This is a genomic window from Microbacterium sp. AC132 (assembly GCF_979258525.1).
The window spans coordinates 3159815-3175204 of sequence record NZ_OZ409862.1 but is presented as its reverse complement, the minus strand read 5'-3'; the positions used below and the strand labels follow the sequence as shown (position 1 = coordinate 3175204).

The 15390-nt window shown below is 68.8% G+C and carries 15 protein-coding genes and 1 tRNA gene; 7 read left to right on the top strand and 9 right to left on the bottom strand.

Annotated elements, in window-relative coordinates:
• Window positions 1-351 precede the first annotated feature (351 nt).
• The gene (locus tag ACZZZQ_RS15255; protein WP_463507867.1) at window positions 352-1626 is read left to right on the top strand and encodes an FAD-dependent oxidoreductase; all 1275 of its coding nucleotides are present in this window, start codon (window positions 352-354) and stop codon (window positions 1624-1626) included.
• A gap of 48 nt (window positions 1627-1674) precedes the next feature.
• Here ACZZZQ_RS15255 and ACZZZQ_RS15250 read toward each other — a convergent pair whose 3' ends face one another.
• From ACZZZQ_RS15250 to ACZZZQ_RS15240, 3 genes are all read right to left on the bottom strand, one after another.
• Window positions 1675-2280, bottom strand: a complete 606-nt coding sequence (locus ACZZZQ_RS15250; protein ID WP_400341129.1) for a helix-hairpin-helix domain-containing protein — start codon at window positions 2278-2280, stop codon at window positions 1675-1677.
• A gap of 107 nt (window positions 2281-2387) precedes the next feature.
• Window positions 2388-4964 (bottom strand): leucine--tRNA ligase, encoded by a 2577-nt coding sequence (leuS, locus tag ACZZZQ_RS15245; RefSeq protein WP_053099152.1) that lies wholly within the window; start codon window positions 4962-4964, stop codon window positions 2388-2390.
• 38 nt (window positions 4965-5002) lie between these two features.
• Window positions 5003-6322, bottom strand: a complete 1320-nt coding sequence (locus ACZZZQ_RS15240; RefSeq protein WP_463507866.1) for an anthranilate synthase component I family protein — start codon at window positions 6320-6322, stop codon at window positions 5003-5005.
• A 41-nt stretch (window positions 6323-6363) separates the two neighbouring features.
• Here ACZZZQ_RS15240 and ACZZZQ_RS15235 point away from each other — a divergent pair, with 41 nt between their 5' ends.
• From ACZZZQ_RS15235 to ACZZZQ_RS15225, 3 genes are read left to right on the top strand one after another with little or no spacing between them, the layout of a single operon-like run.
• On the top strand, window positions 6364-7035 hold the full coding sequence (locus ACZZZQ_RS15235) for a DedA family protein (protein WP_056278906.1): 672 nt from the start codon (window positions 6364-6366) through the stop codon (window positions 7033-7035).
• Between the two features lie 4 nt (window positions 7036-7039).
• Entirely contained in the window at window positions 7040-8065 is a 1026-nt protein-coding gene (locus tag ACZZZQ_RS15230) for an App1 family protein (protein ID WP_056278907.1), read from the top strand.
• Window positions 8066-8072: 7 nt separating this feature from the next.
• On the top strand, window positions 8073-8942 hold the full coding sequence (locus ACZZZQ_RS15225) for a 3-methyladenine DNA glycosylase (RefSeq protein ID WP_400341273.1): 870 nt from the start codon (window positions 8073-8075) through the stop codon (window positions 8940-8942).
• Window positions 8943-8964: 22 nt separating this feature from the next.
• On the opposite strand, the gene ACZZZQ_RS15220 is transcribed toward ACZZZQ_RS15225, so the two are convergent.
• From ACZZZQ_RS15220 to ACZZZQ_RS15205, 4 genes are read right to left on the bottom strand one after another with little or no spacing between them, the layout of a single operon-like run.
• The gene (locus ACZZZQ_RS15220; protein ID WP_400341132.1) at window positions 8965-10152 is read right to left on the bottom strand and encodes a glycoside hydrolase family 3 N-terminal domain-containing protein; all 1188 of its coding nucleotides are present in this window, start codon (window positions 10150-10152) and stop codon (window positions 8965-8967) included.
• 4 nt (window positions 10153-10156) lie between these two features.
• Complete coding sequence (locus tag ACZZZQ_RS15215; RefSeq protein WP_053096566.1) at window positions 10157-10813, bottom strand: SDR family oxidoreductase; 657 nt, start codon at window positions 10811-10813, stop codon at window positions 10157-10159.
• Between the two features lie 57 nt (window positions 10814-10870).
• Entirely contained in the window at window positions 10871-11935 is a 1065-nt protein-coding gene (locus ACZZZQ_RS15210; RefSeq protein WP_295105685.1) for an NAD(P)-binding domain-containing protein, read from the bottom strand.
• 41 nt (window positions 11936-11976) lie between these two features.
• Complete coding sequence (locus ACZZZQ_RS15205; protein ID WP_463507865.1) at window positions 11977-12417, bottom strand: N-acetyltransferase family protein; 441 nt, start codon at window positions 12415-12417, stop codon at window positions 11977-11979.
• 107 nt (window positions 12418-12524) lie between these two features.
• Here ACZZZQ_RS15205 and ACZZZQ_RS15200 point away from each other — a divergent pair.
• From ACZZZQ_RS15200 to ACZZZQ_RS15190, 3 genes are all read left to right on the top strand, one after another.
• Window positions 12525-12597: transfer RNA gene (locus tag ACZZZQ_RS15200), tRNA-Ala, on the top strand.
• Between the two features lie 261 nt (window positions 12598-12858).
• Window positions 12859-13941 carry an AI-2E family transporter gene (locus tag ACZZZQ_RS15195; protein WP_400341133.1) on the top strand — a complete coding sequence of 361 codons (1083 nt, stop codon included), beginning with the start codon at window positions 12859-12861 and terminating at the stop codon, window positions 13939-13941.
• 133 nt (window positions 13942-14074) lie between these two features.
• On the top strand, window positions 14075-14257 hold the full coding sequence (locus ACZZZQ_RS15190) for a hypothetical protein (protein ID WP_053099155.1): 183 nt from the start codon (window positions 14075-14077) through the stop codon (window positions 14255-14257).
• A 61-nt stretch (window positions 14258-14318) separates the two neighbouring features.
• On the opposite strand, the gene ACZZZQ_RS15185 is transcribed toward ACZZZQ_RS15190, so the two are convergent.
• The gene (locus ACZZZQ_RS15185) at window positions 14319-14576 is read right to left on the bottom strand and encodes a hypothetical protein (protein WP_463507864.1); all 258 of its coding nucleotides are present in this window, start codon (window positions 14574-14576) and stop codon (window positions 14319-14321) included.
• A gap of 124 nt (window positions 14577-14700) precedes the next feature.
• Complete coding sequence (locus ACZZZQ_RS15180) at window positions 14701-15390, bottom strand: SDR family oxidoreductase (RefSeq protein WP_400341134.1); 690 nt, start codon at window positions 15388-15390, stop codon at window positions 14701-14703.

Sequence of the window (15390 nt, the reverse complement as noted above, 5' to 3'; positions counted from 1 at the left end):
TCATCGCGCGGTCGAACCCGCGGGTCGCATCTCATCGGCAGCCGGTGCATCAGGACAACGTAGGGGCGTGCGACCACCTCGCAGCGCACCCGCCCCCCGGTCGGTGGACAACACAACGATGCCGACGCGGCGTGCAGGAGCGCCGAATGCGAAGCGATGATCTCTGAGTGTGGACCGCTGGCACTTCGATTCACCGACCGCGGGTCGTTCCGACAGCCGACAGTCTCCACCACACCGAGCGACTCAGGCATACTCGGGGAATGGTCGACGTACGCGACACCGCAGAGCACCAGCCCATTCGCCTGACTCTGGTGCGAGACTTTCTGACGCGCCGAGGAGAGGTCATCGCGAATGCATGACGTGATCGTGATCGGCGCCGGCCTCGCAGGGCTCCGCTGCGCGGGACTGCTCTCCGCTCACGGACTCGACGTCGTCGTCCTCGAGGCCGCGGATGCGGTCGGCGGACGCCAGCGCACCGACATCATCGACGGCTTCCGGCTGGACCGCGGGTTCCAGGTCCTCAACCCGGCCTACCCGGCACTTCGGCGCAGCGTCGATCTCGACGCACTCGCGCTCGGGAGCTTCCCTGTGGGCGTGCGGGTGCGCACGACGGACGGGGTGGCCGAGCTGCGGCATCCGCTTCGGCATCCGCTGTCGATCGTCACGTCTCTGCGCAGCGGCCTGGTGAGCGGTCGGGATGCCGTCGCGCTGGCACGCTGGGCCGCGCCGGCACTGGTGAGTCCGCTCTCGCATCTGGCTCGGAACGATGCCACCATGCGCGAGGGATGGGATGCCGCGGGGCTTCGTGGCCCGCTTCGCACCGCTGTACTCGAGCCGTTTCTCGCCGGGGTTCTGGCGGAGAGAGGCGGCGAGACGTCGAACGCCTTCGCGCGACTGCTCGTACGCTACTTCGCGCTCGGCCGACCCGGGCTTCCCACACAGGGGATCGCCGCTGTCCCCGAGCAGCTCGCCGCGCACGCGCGCGCGGCGGGTACTGACATCCGTTTCGGGGCGCGCGCGGGAGGCATCTCAGCAGGAGGAGAGGAGATCACGGTGGGGCTGAGCGACGGCGACTCCGTGCGAGCGGCTCGGGCGGTGGTCGCAGTCGGCGCCGAAGCCGTCAGCGAGCTCACCGGTCTCGCCCGTCCGGTCACGAGAGGTCTGCAGACGTGGTGGTTCGCCGCCACTGAACCTCCCAGCGGATCCGCACTGCTCACCGTCGACGGCCGAGGTAGAGGCCCCGTCGTGAACACCGTCGTGATGACGCACACCGTGCCCTCGTATGCGCCGGCCGGACGTCACCTCATCGCCGCGACCTGCCTGCTGCCGCGTGGCGGCGCACCCGCCGACGAGTTCGACGTGCGCCGCCACCTCGAAGAGGTCTGGGGTACGGACATCAGCGCGTGGCAGCTGATCCGGCGCGACGACATCCTCGACGCGTTGCCTGCCCAACCGGCACCGCTCGGCCCACCGCGATCGCCGCGCTACGCCGAGCGGCTGTATGCAGCCGGGGATCACAGAGACACCGCGTCGATCCAAGGCGCCCTCGCTTCCGGCGAGCGTGCCGCACGTGCCGTCCTGACCGACTCGGGGGCGTCGAGAAGCGGCACGTCGCTGCACAGCTGACGACGCTCTGACTCAGGCGAGAGAGAGACAGCGCCCGCAGACCGCGCATCACACCCGCGCACCGTCGCGGATGCCGGCGAGCAGCTTCTCTCCGATGCCGGGGACCGACAGCAGGTCATCGACCGATGTGAACCGACCGTTCTCGTCACGCCAGGCGATGATCCGCTCGGCCAGGGCGGGGCCGATGCGCGGCAGAGTCTCGAGCGCCGCCTGATCTGCGGTGTTGAGATCCACCAGATCGTCCGCGGGCGCGCCTGCTCCCGGCGGCCCCTCCGCGGCTGCGGCACCCACGACCGGCACGCTGATCTGTTCGCCGTCCGAGAGCACGCGGGCGAGATTGACCGCGGTCAGGTCGGCATCGTCAGTGGTCCCGCCGGCCGCCGCCACCGCATCGACCAGCCGGGAGTCGAGATCGAGGACATAGAGTCCCGGATGCTCGACCGCGCCCAGCACGTGCACGTAGAGCTCTCCCGTCGATCCGCCGCTCTCGGCGGCCTCGGTGGCCAACGGCACCGATTCGGTCGGCACGGCCTGCCCCCGCATCAGTCCGAGTCCGACGGCCGCGGACAGCACGACGAGCGCCAGCACGACGGCGGCGCCGACCCCCAGCCGCAACCGGCGCGGCGCCGGTGAGGAAGCGGCGGATTCGGGCATTCCGCAACGCTATGCCAGCGAACGGACGCCTCTCATGCATCCGGCCGCCCGTCGGGGAGAACCCCCGTGGGCGGCCGGATGTGCAGAGCGGCTGGCTACGCGGTCGGTCAGCCCTTCACGACGATGCTGACGATCTTCGGGGCGCGCACGACGACCTTGACGATCTCGCGGTCGCCGATCGAGCGAATGACCCGCTCGTCGGCACGGGCGAGCGATTCGAGCTCGGCCTCGCCGATGCGCGCGGGCACCTCGAGCTGAGCGCGGACCTTGCCGCCCACCTGCACGACGGCGGTCACGGTGTCCTCGACGAGCAGCGCCGGGTCGGCGGAGCGCCAGGTGACGAGCCCGACGGACGGCTCGTGTCCGAGGATCTCCCACATCTCCTCCGCGGTGTGCGGGGCGATCAGATCGAGCATCACGGCGACGGTCTCGGCCGCCTCACGCACCGCCGGATCAGCGGCGCCTGCGGCACCGTCGATCGTCTTGCGGGTGACGTTGACCAGCTCCATCAGGCGCGCGACCAGGACGTTGAACTTCGTCTGCTCGACGAGCCCAGGAGCATCTGCCAGCAGCTTGTGCGTGGCTCGACGCAGCGCCGCATCTCCGCCCGCGAACACGACGTCGACAGGAGAGGACACCTCGTGGGCGATGCGCAACGCGCGGGCCAGGAACTTCTGCGCACCGGTCGTCGAGACGTCGGCCCAGTCCTTGTCGTCTTCGACCGGTCCGGCGAACGCGAGACCCACGCGCAGCGCATCGGCGCCGTAGGCGTCGAGCTCCTCTTCGAAGAGCACCAGGTTGCCCTTGCTCTTCGACATCTTGGCGCCGTCGAGCAGGACCATGCCCTGGTTGATGAGGTTCGAGAAGGGCTCGGTGAAGTCGATCAGCCCCATGTCGAACAGCACCTTGGTGATGAATCGCGCGTACAGCAGGTGCAGGATGGCGTGCTCGACGCCGCCGATGTAGGAGTCGACCGGCGACCAGCGGGCGGCCTGAGCCGGGTCGAACGCGACCGTGTCGCTGTTCGGCGACAGGAATCGCAGGAAGTACCACGAGCTGTCGACGAACGTGTCCATCGTGTCCGGATCCCGCAGAACGGGGTCACCGCTGGCGGCATCCACCGTGCGGACCCAGCTCTCAGCGGCGCCGAGCGGCGACGATCCCTTGGGCTTGAGGTCGAGCCCCTCGACGCTGGGCAGCTTCACCGGCAGCTGCTCCTCGGGCACGGGGATGATCCGGCCGTCCTCCGCGTGCAGCATCGGGATCGGCGTGCCCCAGAAGCGCTGACGCGAGATCAGCCAGTCCCGCAGACGGTAGTTCTTGGCGGCGCGCCCGGTGCCGGACGCCTCGAGCTGCTCGATCGCACGGGCGATCGCATTGCGCTTCGACAGACCGTTGAGCGGTCCGGAGTTGATCATCCGGCCCTCTCCCGTCAGAGCGATGCCGGTGGAGGCGGGGTTCTGCTCGTCGAGCGCCGCGCCGGTGTCGATCGGCACGCCCTCTTCATCGACCTCGATGACCGGCATCGCACCGGTGACCGGCGCCGTCGTGTCGACGACGACCTTCACGGGCAGGTCGAAGGCGCGGGCGAAGTCCAGGTCTCGCTGGTCGTGCGCCGGCACGGCCATGACCGCTCCGTGACCGTAATCGGCCAGCACGTAGTCCGCCGCCCAGACCGGCAGCTTCTCGCCGTTGACCGGGTTGATCGCGTACCGCTCGAGGAAGACCCCGGTCTTCGGGCGATCGGTGGCCTGTCGGTCGACGTCGGTGGTCTTCTGCACATCGGCCAGGTACTTCTGGAAACGCTCACGCACGTCGGCCGGAGCATCCGCTGCGAGCTCCGACGCCAGGTCGGAGTCGGGGGCCACGACGAAGAACGTCGCTCCGTGCAGGGTGTCAGGACGCGTCGAGAACACGGTGACGGGCTCGTCGCGCCCCTCGATGCGGAAGTCGACGTCGGCGCCGATCGAGCGTCCGATCCAGTTGCGCTGCATCTGCAGCACCTTGTGCGGCCAGAAGCCCTCGAGCTGGTTCAGATCATCGAGCAGCCGGTCGGCGTAGTCCGTGATCTTGAAGTACCACTGAGTCAGCTTCTTCTTCACGACCTCGGCACCGCAGCGATCGCAACGGCCGTCGACGACCTGCTCGTTCGCGAGCACGGTCTGGTCGTTCGGGCACCAGTTGACCGCGCTCTTCTTGCGGTACGCAAGACCGCGCTCGTGCAGCTTCAGGAACAGCCACTGGTTCCAGCGGTAGTACTCGGGGTCGGAGGTGTGCAGCACTCGCGACCAGTCGAACGAGACGCCGTAGTTCTGGAACGCCTGCTTCTGCTGAGCGATGTTCTGGTAGGTCCACTCGCGGGGATCCGCACCCTGACGGATCGCCGCGTTCTCCGCAGGCAGCCCGAAGGAGTCCCAGCCGATCGGGTTGAGCACGTTGTGCCCGCGGTGGCGCCAGAACCGGGCCACGATGTCCGAATACAGGTAGTTCTCCGCGTGCCCCATGTGCAGGTCGCCGGAGGGGTAGGGGAACATCGCCAGCACGTAGCGGCGGGGCCGCTTGTCATCGTCGCCGCCGGTGAGGAACGTCTCGTTCTCCGCCCAGTACTTCTGCCACTTGGCCTGGATAGCGTGCGCCGAGGAGGTCTCCTCGGCGACGGGAGAGGTGGACAGGTTCTCAGACAACGAACGCACGACCAATCTGAAGGGAAAAGGGGATCAGTTCAGGATATCGGAAGCCCAGGCCGCGGGCATTTCCACTCCCAGCGCAGCGAGCGGCGCCCGAGCCTTCGTCGCGACCTCGGCGACCTCCGAGGCGGCGACCGATCGCCAGGTGATCCCCCGCCTGCGCCGACCACAGCGCCCGTACCGTCGATCACGATGCTGCGGATGACCATCGCGAGGTCGAGCGACCCCTCATCGCCGATGTAACCGAAGCACCCGGCGTAGATACCGCGAGGCCCTCCCTCCAGCTCATGCAGGCGCGTCATCGCCGAGAGCTTCGGCGCGCCTGTCATGCTGCCTCCCGGGAAGGTCGCTGCGAGAAGTTCGCTCGCCGTCGTGCCCGCGGCCGCCGTGCCGCTGACGGTACTGACGAGCTGGTGCACCGCCGGATACGTCTCCACGGCCCACAGCGCCTCGACCCGGATCGACCCGGGTCGGCACACCCTCGACAGATCGTTGCGCATCAGATCGACGATCATGACGTTCTCAGCCCGTTCTTTCGGGTCCGCCGCGAGCTCGGCGGCGAGCTCGGCATCGTGCGCGGCGTCTGCGCCGCGGGGCCGCGTCCCCTTGATCGGCCGCGTGCGGATGACGCCGCCTTCAGCGTGGAGGAACTGCTCGGGGCTCGCACTGAGCAAGGAGCGGCCGCCGATCCGGATGAAGCCGCCATGGTGCGCCGGAGTTGCGGCACGGAGGCGTCGGTACACCGCGACTCCGTCGTGCTCCCCCGGAACGGTGAACCGGGTGGTGAGACAGAGCTGGTAGGCGATCCCCGCTCTGATGAGCTCGCGGCAGCGCTCGATGAGTCCTGCGTACTCCGTCGGAGTGTGTCGCGCCTCGCTGCGTACGGACGAGGGCGCACTGAACACCGTCTCCCCGCGCGGCACGGCGGAGGGGGTGACACGAGCGACGACGGCGCTCCACTCGTCGAGATCGGCATGGGCTGCGGCAACCCATACGGTGCCGGTCGCATGATCGAACGCCGCCAGCCGGGAGACCCGCAACCAGGCGTCGCCGGGCTCGTCAGCGGCTTCCGATACGGGTGCTCCCGCTGCTCGGGCGCCGGTCTCGTAGTCGTACCAGCCGACCCACCCGCCCCGCAGCGGAGGACCGGGATGCGCGGCGGCCGTGCGGGCATCCATCCGCACTTCACCGGGGAACGACGCCGGATCGCCCGTCCCGACGAAGCTCCATCCCTCCGTCGCGTCCGCCCCGGCGTCGAGCCAGAACAGGTCGGCGCACGACCGTTCGAGGGCGAGGAAGAGCGCGTCAGGCGTCACCCGATCGGGCAGGACGCGGGCGCTCAGAGGTTCGGGCACGTTCTCAGCCTAGGCGGCGTGCACTCCCGTATTCTCAAGGGGTGGACGACTTGGTGCCGTGGCTGATCGACTTCATGCGGTCCATCGACCCGATCACTCGCACCCTCGTCGCGGGGCTCGCCGTGATGCTGGAGACGAGCGTCTTGATCGGGCTCGTATTCCCCGGTGACACTGTCGTACTCGTCGCGTCCATCGGCATCACCAGCCTCCCTCAGGCCGTGGCGATGGTCGTCTCGGTCGTCGTCGGCGCGCTGATCGGCGAGAGCATCGGCTTCTGGCTCGGGCGGTGGGTCGGCCCGCACATCCGTGCCTCCTGGGTCGGCCGACGCGTCGGCGAGGAGAACTGGGTGCGGGCGGAGCGTTACCTCGCCCGCCGCGGCGGCATCGCCATCTTCCTCTCGCGGTTCCTGCCGGTGCTGCACTCCCTCGTGCCGCTGACCGTGGGGATGAGCCATTACTCCTACCGCCGATTCCTCGCGTGGACGGCGCCGGCCTGCCTGCTCTGGGCGACGGCCTACGTGAGCATCACCTCGCTCGCCGCCGGCAGCTTCGATGAGCTCGCCGACCGGGTGCACTACGCCGGATACATCTTCGTCGGCATCATCGCCCTTTTCCTCGTCGCCGTGTTCGTGGGCAAGAAGGTGATCTCGCGCCTCGAGGCGCGCCATCTCGACATCTCCGACGCGAAGGACTCGACCGACGTGAAAGACTGAAGCAATGGCTTCGTCACCTCCGGCGCCCCGGATCCACTGGTTCGCGCGCCTCGAACACCGCCTCCACGTGTGGCGCGAGGGGCGAGCGCGCCGTCGCGGCCGCACCGCGACCATCCTCCCGTTCCCCGGTTACGGCGGGCCCGGCTGGGTGCGTGTCGTCGGTCGCGTTCTCATCGTCCCTCCCGCACGGAGCACGAAGGACGGCGAGCCGGCCAGCGTCCGCGGCTGGCGGAGCTTCGTCGGCATCCCCGTGAGCTTCGCGAAGGTCGCCGTGCAGATCGGCGATTCGGTGCACTATGTCGTCGCCGACCGGGGCGGTGTGATCGACTCGGTCGTGCACGCCGAGCTCGAGCCAGGATGGCAGACCTTCACGTTCTCCGTCGAGGGTCAGGACCCGGTCGAGACGACCGCGTTCATCGTGGCCGAGTCGACCCACTTCGGGGTCGTCTCCGACGTCGACGACACCGTGATGGTCACCGCCCTCCCCCGACCTTTCATCGCCGCCTGGAACTCTTTCGTCGTCGACGAGCACGCGCGCATCCCCGTGCCGGGCATGGCCGTGCTGCTCGATCAGGTGCTCCGCGAATATCCCGGTGCTCCCATGGTCTACCTCTCGACCGGAGCCTGGAACGTCGCCCCGACTCTCCGCCGGTTCCTCGGGCGCCACCTGTTCCCCGCAGGCTCCATGCTCCTCACCGACTGGGGCCCCACCCACGACCGATGGTTCCGCAGCGGACGCGAGCACAAGCTCACCAACCTGCGTCGCCTGGCCACGGAGTTCCCGCACGTGAAATGGTTGCTGATCGGCGACGACGGCCAGCACGACGAGGCGATCTACTCCGAGTTTATGGATGAGCACCCCGACTCCGTCGCCGGCGTCGCCATCCGTCGGCTGCTCCCGGCCGAGGCCGTGCTCGCCGGTGGTCGCGCGGGCCACGAGCCGCACTCCGACGACGTCGCCCCCTGGGTCAGTGCCGAGGACGGCGCGGGGCTCCGTGACCTGCTCGGCAAAGCCGGCATCCTCCGTTGAGGTGACCATGACGCTGGCGCGGACCGACTGGCTGGAACGCGAACGAGCGCACCAGACGAGAGCCGACGCCCTCACGGCTGAGCATCGGGAACGAGCCGCGCGGGGCGAGAAGCACCCGGTATGGGACTTCCTGTTCACCTATTACAGCTACAAGCCCGCGCAGCTGCGTCGGTGGCACCCCGGCGCCGGGGTCGAGCTCGAGGAGGCCGACGAGCGGCTGACCTGGCGGTGGTACTCCCCCGGCGCGACCGAAGCCGGTGCGGTGCCGGATGCCGCTGCCTTCGCGCGCGAGAAGGCAGACCTCGCCGGCCTCATCGAGCGGATGCTGCGTCGCACCGCCTCTCGACCCGGGCAGTTCGGATGCTTCGGACTGCATGAGTGGGCGATGGTCTATCGAGCAGACGAGCACAGACACGCGGTGCCCCTGCGTCTTGGGCAGGACGCAACGGATCTGGTCGTCGAGAGCCATGACCTCAGATGCACCCACTTCGATGCCTTCCGGTTCTTCACACCCGCGGCCGTGCCTCGCAACCGCACGGAGCTGACCCGCGACGAGCAGCCCCTGTTCGAGCAGCCCGGATGCCTTCATGCCGGCATGGACCTGTACAAATGGGCGGTCAAGCTGGGCCCCCTCGTGCCCGGCGAACTTCTGCTCGACACCTTCGAGCTCGCAAGAGACATCCGCCTTCTCGACATGCAGGCCGCGCCGTACGACCTGGCACCGTGGGGTGTCGAGCCCGTACCGATCGAGACGACCGAGGGCAAGGCGGAGTACGTCCGCCGGCAGCGCGTGTTCGCAGAGCGCGGTGGGCATCTGCGCGGCGAGCTGCTGCATGCCTGGCTCGGCTCCACCACCGCCGTCACGCTCGCGGGCTGACCGGCGTGAGCGGGCTGAGCGATCAGTCCGCCGGCTCGCACTCCGGGCACGGTGCCCAGTCGGTGGTCGCCGACGTCGACTGCAGGCGCAACGTCATCACGCGGGTGGCCGCGTCGGCGAGCCGATCGGCGGGCAGCACCCCCGCATCGACCGCATCCGCGAGCCCGCGGACGATCTGGCCGGCGGTGTCGGGAGTCGAACCGGCGATCATCAGCACGAGGTCGCTCCCGGCGACGACCGCCGACACGGCGTTCGTCACGGGGTCGGCGTACTCGGGTATCCCCGAGGACTGCAGCATCCCGAGGTCATCGGTCACGATCACGCCGTCGAATCCCAGTTGTTCACGGGCGATCTCGTGCCAGCGCGCCGACAGAGACGCGGGAGCAGGATCGATCGAGGTGTAGGCCAGGTGGCCGAACATCAGCAGAGAGGCACCGGCCTCGATACCTGCAACGAAAGGCACCGCGTCCGTGGAACGCCACTCATCGATGGTCTCGGCTGTGGCAGGGACAGCACTGTGGGAGTCGCCCGGCGCCGCCCCATGACCGGGGAAGTGCTTCAGCGTGGAGGCGATGATCTGCTCTTGCGCCGTGGTGGCGGCAGCGACTCGCTCGGCGGCCGTCTGGGAGTCGGTGCCGAGTGCCCTGCCGTAGATGAATGACGACGGGTCGGACGTCACGTCTGCGACCGTGCCGAAGTTCACGGTGATCCCCGCTCTCGCCACCAGCGCCGCGCGGGCGGAGAAGGCCGACGACGTGTCGGAGACCGGCTGCGATTTCAAGACGGTCGAGGCGGGGAAACCATCGCCGACGAGGCGCGACACGATCCCGCCCTCCTGATCGACCGCCACGAGCGGAGGCAGCGCGGGGTCGACCGTGAGAGCAGACGTGAGGGTCTGGAGCTCGTCGTAGGTCGCCGGGATGTTCGCTCCCATCAGGATGAAACCGCCGAGGCCCTGCTGCATGTAGGCGCGGAGCGCTCCGGCATCCGTCGTCGGGATGTGCCCCATCACGACGCTCGCCGCCTGCTCGACCGTCGTCATCTCGGCGACGAGAGCCTCGGCGTGCTCGCCGATTGCTGGTGAGGAAATCTGCGCATGGGCGAGACCGCCCTGCACCGAGCCGACAGCCGCGGCAGAGGCCGGTGCGGCCGCCGTCGCGAGGGCGACGAACGCCGCGGCACTGACCGCTCCGAAGCGACGTCGCAGCATGAGGTCAGGTGGTGAGAGCGTCGGCGATGGGCACGCCGGAGTCGGCCGTGCCGTTTCCGAATCGGATGGTGCGACCGAACGTCGAGGGGTTGCCGAGAGATTCCGCGATCACAGCCGCCACATCGGCGCGCGCGACCTCGCCCTTGCCGTCCGGGTCGAGCAGGATACGGCCCGTCGGCTCATCGAACGTGAGCGTGCCGGGGCCGAGGATCGTGCCGTCGAGGTCCGTCGATCGCAGGTGCTCGTCCGCCGCCCACTTCGCATCCGCGTAGGCGAAGAACCCGTCGTCCTCAGCCACTCCGTGATCGGCCTTCGAACCGATCCACGAGACCATGACATAGCGCATGACGCCCGCCGCCTCTGCGGCATCCATGGTGCGGATCGCCGCGTCACGATCGACGGCGTACGTGCGATCCGCGGAACCCCCACCGGCCCCGGCCGACCAGACGACGGCATCGTGACCGCGGATGATCTCCGCGAGTTCAGACGTGTCGAGGGTCTCGACGTCGGCGACGAGCGCATGCGCCCCTGTCGCCTCGACCTCCGAGACGTGGTCGGGATTGCGGATGACCGAGGTGACCTCGTCACCCCGCTCGACGAGAAGAGGAGCGAGAAGGAGTGCGATGCGGCCGTGGCCGCCGAAGACGATGATTCGCGACATGTCTTCACCCTACGCGCCCTCGCCGACCTCAGCTCGGGACGATTGGGCCGAGATCGCTCAGGGGCTCCGGACGGATGCGACGGCCAGCGCCCGCTGGACGCCCTTCGCCGCTGAGCGTCCCGCCCTGTTCGCACCGATCGTGCTCGCCGACGGACCGTAGCCGACGAGCTGGATCCGCGGGTCCTGCACCGCGGTCGTCCCCCGCCCGCCGCGGTCGAGCTGGATGCCCCCGGCCGCGCTGCGGAGGTGCAGCGGCGCGAGGTGCGCGATCGCCGGGCGGAACCCCGTCGCCCAGAGGATGACGTCGACCCGCTCGAAGGTGCCGTCGGCCCAGCGGACGCCGTCCGGCTCGATGCGCGAGAACATCGGGCGGCGAGCAGCGTAGGCGCCGAGCCTCTCCGCCTCCCGTTCCTGCGGCCGCAGCATGAGCCCTGTGACGCTCACCACGCTCTCGGGAGGCAGCCCCTGGGCGACCCGTCGCTCGACGAGCGCGACAGCGGCTGCTCCTGCTTCGGGCGTGAAGTCGTCGCTGCGCCACACCGGCTCACGCCGCGTCACCCAGAGTGTGTCGGTGATCGGCGCCAGAGCTCCGAGGAACTGGACAGCCGACGCGCCCCCGCCGACGACGAGGACGCGCTTGCCCACGAAGTGCTCTGGTCCCGGATAGTCGACCGTGTGCAGCTGCTCGCCGAGGAACGTCTCCATCCCCGGGTAGTGCGGCAGGAACGGATGAGTCCACGTCCCGGTCGCGTTGACGAGCGTCCGACTGCGCCATTCCTGTTCCCCCGCGCGCACGACCAGGAGGCCGTCCTCGTCGACCACCCGGTCGACTCCCACGGGCCGGATCACCGGCAGGCGATGAGCGCGCTCATACGCCGCGAAGTATGCCGGCACGGCCATATTGGCGCGCTGCCCGTCTCGCGGCGGTGGAGAATCCCCCGGCAGCTCCGCCACTCCGTGCACGTCGCGCATCGTCAGAGCATCCCACCGGTGCCGCCATGCGCCTCCGGGCTCGGAGTCCGAGTCGAGCACGACATGACCGATGCCCAGACGGGTCAGATGAAAGGAGGCCGACAGACCGGCCTGACCGGCGCCGATCACGACGCTGTCCAGGATGCTCACGATGATGACAACACCCGCGATCACGCGGTTGTTCCGGGGCGTCAGAGGGCGATCTGGTAGTGCGTGTACCCGGTGTGCGTCGCCACGTTGTCGTAGAGCGCGCGGGCTGTCATGTTGGTCTCCTGCGTCAGCCAGTAGACCTTCTCGCACCCGTTCTCGACAGCCCAGTCACGCACGTGGGCGATCAGCAGCCGCCCCACCCCGGAGCCTCGGGACTCGCCGTCGACATAGAGGTCTTCGAGGTAGCAGTAGGGCGATGTGCTCCACGTCGCCGGGTGCGTGAGCCAGTGCACGATGCCGATCGCGCGCCCGTCGCCGTCGCGCGCGACCGCTCCGTGCAGATCCCGCCCCTCGACGATCCGCCGAAACGACTCGGTCGTGATCTCGTCAGGGAGCTCCGTGCCGTAAAAGGTCAGATACCCGCGCCACAGACCGGACCATTCATCGAAGTCGGCCTCTACGGTGGCGGTGATCGTCGTCATGCGGTCAGCCTAATGCGACGCGCCCGGGGGCCCCGCGCCGATTGGTGTTGCGCGCGATCCGTGTAGTACTCTGTTCAAGTTGCTTCGAGCAGTGAGGAAGCAGTTCTGGGCCTGTGGCGCAGCTGGTAGCGCACCTGCATGGCATGCAGGGGGTCGGGGGTTCGAGTCCCCCCAGGTCCACCCGATAGAAGGCCCCGCGAGAGATCGCGGGGCCTTCTTCTCGTTCATCCGACACACCGGCGCGCGCGGGCGCCCTCGTCATCGGCGAAGGGCCGCCCATGGCAGAGCGCCAGGGACTTGCCATCGTCCGCTGCGCCGGATAGAAAGGCCAGGCCGTCTTCGTCACCGAGACGGTCTTCGACGAGGTGGAGGACGCACGTGCTGGGACTGTTCCGACGACCGGAGACCATGTCATCGTCTCTGTCAGACGCGTCGACCCCGATGACGGAGACGCGACTGTGGTCGCGGGGATTCGGCCTCGCCGCCACACGGAGTCTGCAGACCCTCTCGGTGCTCGCCCTGGTCGCCATCGGCGTGCTGGTGATCACGCAGCTCTCTCTCGTGTTCATCCCCGTGACGATCGCGCTGATCCTCGCCTCGGCCATCCACCCGCTCGTCGCGTTCATGCGGCGTCGCGGAGTGCCGTCGATCCTCGCCACCTGGATCGCGCTGATCGGCATCCTCGCGATCCTCGGCGGCATCGTCTGGGTGATCGTGCTGACGGTCCGTTCCCAGTGGGACGATCTGATCGAGTCGGCCACCGACGGCGTGACGCAGGTGACGGCCTGGCTCGACACCCTGCCTTTCGACATCGCATCGATCGATCTCGACGAGGTGTGGGCAGGAGTCGGCGACTTCCTGACCAGCGCCTCGTTCGGACGCGGAGCTCTCGCGGGGGTCTCGGCCACTGCGAGCTTCTTCACCGGCCTCGCGCTGATGATCGTCGTGCTGTTCTTCTTCCTCAAGGACGGACCGCGCATCTGGGAGTTCCTGCTCCGTCCCTTCACCGGGAACAGCTATGAGCGTGCGCGCCGCATCGGCGACAAGACCGTCGATGTCTTCGGAGGCTACATCCGCGGCACGTCGATCGTCGCCGCCGCCGATGCTCTCGGCATCGGCATCGGCTTGGCGATCCTGCAGATCCCTCTTGCACTCCCCCTCGCCGTGATCGTCTTCCTGACGGCGTTCATCCCCCTGGTCGGCGCAACCGCCGCCGGGATCCTCGCGGCTCTCGTGGCGCTCGTCACGCACGGCCCGGTGGCAGCCCTCATCGTCGTCGGCATCGTCGTGCTCGTGAATCAGCTCGAGGGCAACTTCCTTCAGCCGGTCGTGATGGCCCGCTCCCTCAAGCTCCACGCTCTCGTGATCCTCCTCGCCCTGACCACGGGCACCATCCTCGGCGGCATCGTCGGCGCGGTGCTCTCGGTGCCGATCGCCGCTGTCGCCTGGGGCATCATCACGGTGTGGGACGGCCCGCACACCCCCGCGAAGCCGTTCCGCAAGAAGCGCCCCGAAATGGTGTGACGCCGCCGACCCATCGAGTGCCGCAGAATCGTCGCACCGCCGGATACTCCTCCGGACCTCGGTCGTCAACCCACTCCCTGTCTGTGCACGCCCGACCTATCGTGGCGCGCACATCTCACGAGAGGAGTCGATGATGACCAACAACCCGATACCGCCGCTGGTCCCCCGCCCGGATGACGAAGGAGAGATCGACGGCGTGCCTCACCGCGACGTCGACGGCGAGCCCGTTCTCGACACGGATGCGGATGCCGACCAGGTCGACGGCGCCGCGGCCGACCGCCTGGCGTCGGAGAAGCCGCTGGGCGAGGACTCCTGAGTCCTCGCCCAGCACGCCCCTGCGCGGCAGGCCCCTCCCCGGGTCCTGCCGCGCAGCCTGTTCAGGTCGCGAGAAGAGGGGGCAGGTGCGGGATCGCGATGGGCCTCGTCGCCCGGCTCGAATCCTGCACTCGCGTCACCTCTTCGAGAACTTCGTAAGCGGTCGTGTACCGCACTGCCAGAGGCAGGTCGCGAAGCCACACGACCTCGACCTCGGTTTCCGCGTACTCGTAGACGCATGCCACCACGTGCCGCGGATCGTTCGTCTCGTATCGTCGGTCGTTGATCACCCACTCCGACGGTGTGACGCGATGCAGCACGTATCTAGGATCTGGATCTCCGGACATGTGATTCCCTCCAAGACTCTCTCCCCACTCAAGATCATCCCCGCTCCGACCGAAAGGTCACAGGGGCTTGACAGCTGAGACGAGAGACTTCAGGGGGTCACGCCCGAGGGCGGATGGTCAGATCGGTGAGAGCGGCGTCGTCCGGCAGGTCGAGCGCGGTGAGGATCGTCGTCGCGACGGAATCCGCCGTGATGAACCGCTCCGGATCGTAGTCCCGCCCTTCCTGCTGGTGCACTCGCTCCTGCATGGGGGTCGCGGTGCGTCCGGGGTAGATCGATGTGACCCGCACACCATGCTCGCTCTCCTCGGCCCGCAATGCGTCGGCGAGAGCCTTGAGCCCGTGCTTCGAGGCGGCATACGCCGACCAGCCGGCGTGCGCGTGCAACCCCGCACCGGAGTTGACGAACACGATCCGAGCGCGAGAGACGCGCAGCACAGGGAGGAGCAGACGGGTGAGCTCGGCAGGCCCCACGAGGTTGACCGCGAGCTGGCGCTCCCAGAGATTCGCCGGAAGGTCGGCCACGGGTCCGAGGTCGACGACGCCCGCCGCGTGCACCAGCGAGTCGATGCGCTCGGGAAGCGCCTGCTTCGACAGTGCCCACGACAGCCTGCCGGGTTGCGCGAGGTCGCCGACGACGGCCGAGGCTCCTGGCAGCGCCGCGGTGATCTCCTTGGCGCGCCCGGCATCGCGGGCGAGCACCACGACCTGATCGCCCCGATCGAGGAGGCGGCGCGCGACGACCGAGCCGATGCCGGATCCGGCACCGGTGATCAGGTGGACGGTCAC

Excerpts from the sequence above, each read along its gene's own strand:
- ACZZZQ_RS15220 (WP_400341132.1), bottom strand. The coding sequence starts at position 10,152 with ATGCTGCGACGTCGCTTCGGAGCGGTCAGTGCCGCGGCGTTCGTCGCC.
- ACZZZQ_RS15225 (WP_400341273.1), top strand. The coding sequence starts at position 8,073 with ATGACGCTGGCGCGGACCGACTGGCTGGAACGCGAACGAGCGCACCAG.
- ACZZZQ_RS15195 (WP_400341133.1), top strand. The coding sequence starts at position 12,859 with ATGACGGAGACGCGACTGTGGTCGCGGGGATTCGGCCTCGCCGCCACA.
- ACZZZQ_RS15250 (WP_400341129.1), bottom strand. The coding sequence starts at position 2,280 with ATGCCCGAATCCGCCGCTTCCTCACCGGCGCCGCGCCGGTTGCGGCTG.
- ACZZZQ_RS15205 (WP_463507865.1), bottom strand. The coding sequence starts at position 12,417 with ATGACGACGATCACCGCCACCGTAGAGGCCGACTTCGATGAATGGTCC.
- ACZZZQ_RS15255 (WP_463507867.1), top strand. The coding sequence starts at position 352 with ATGCATGACGTGATCGTGATCGGCGCCGGCCTCGCAGGGCTCCGCTGC.
- ACZZZQ_RS15215 (WP_053096566.1), bottom strand. The coding sequence starts at position 10,813 with ATGTCGCGAATCATCGTCTTCGGCGGCCACGGCCGCATCGCACTCCTT.
- ACZZZQ_RS15190 (WP_053099155.1), top strand. The coding sequence starts at position 14,075 with ATGACCAACAACCCGATACCGCCGCTGGTCCCCCGCCCGGATGACGAA.
- ACZZZQ_RS15230 (WP_056278907.1), top strand. The coding sequence starts at position 7,040 with ATGGCTTCGTCACCTCCGGCGCCCCGGATCCACTGGTTCGCGCGCCTC.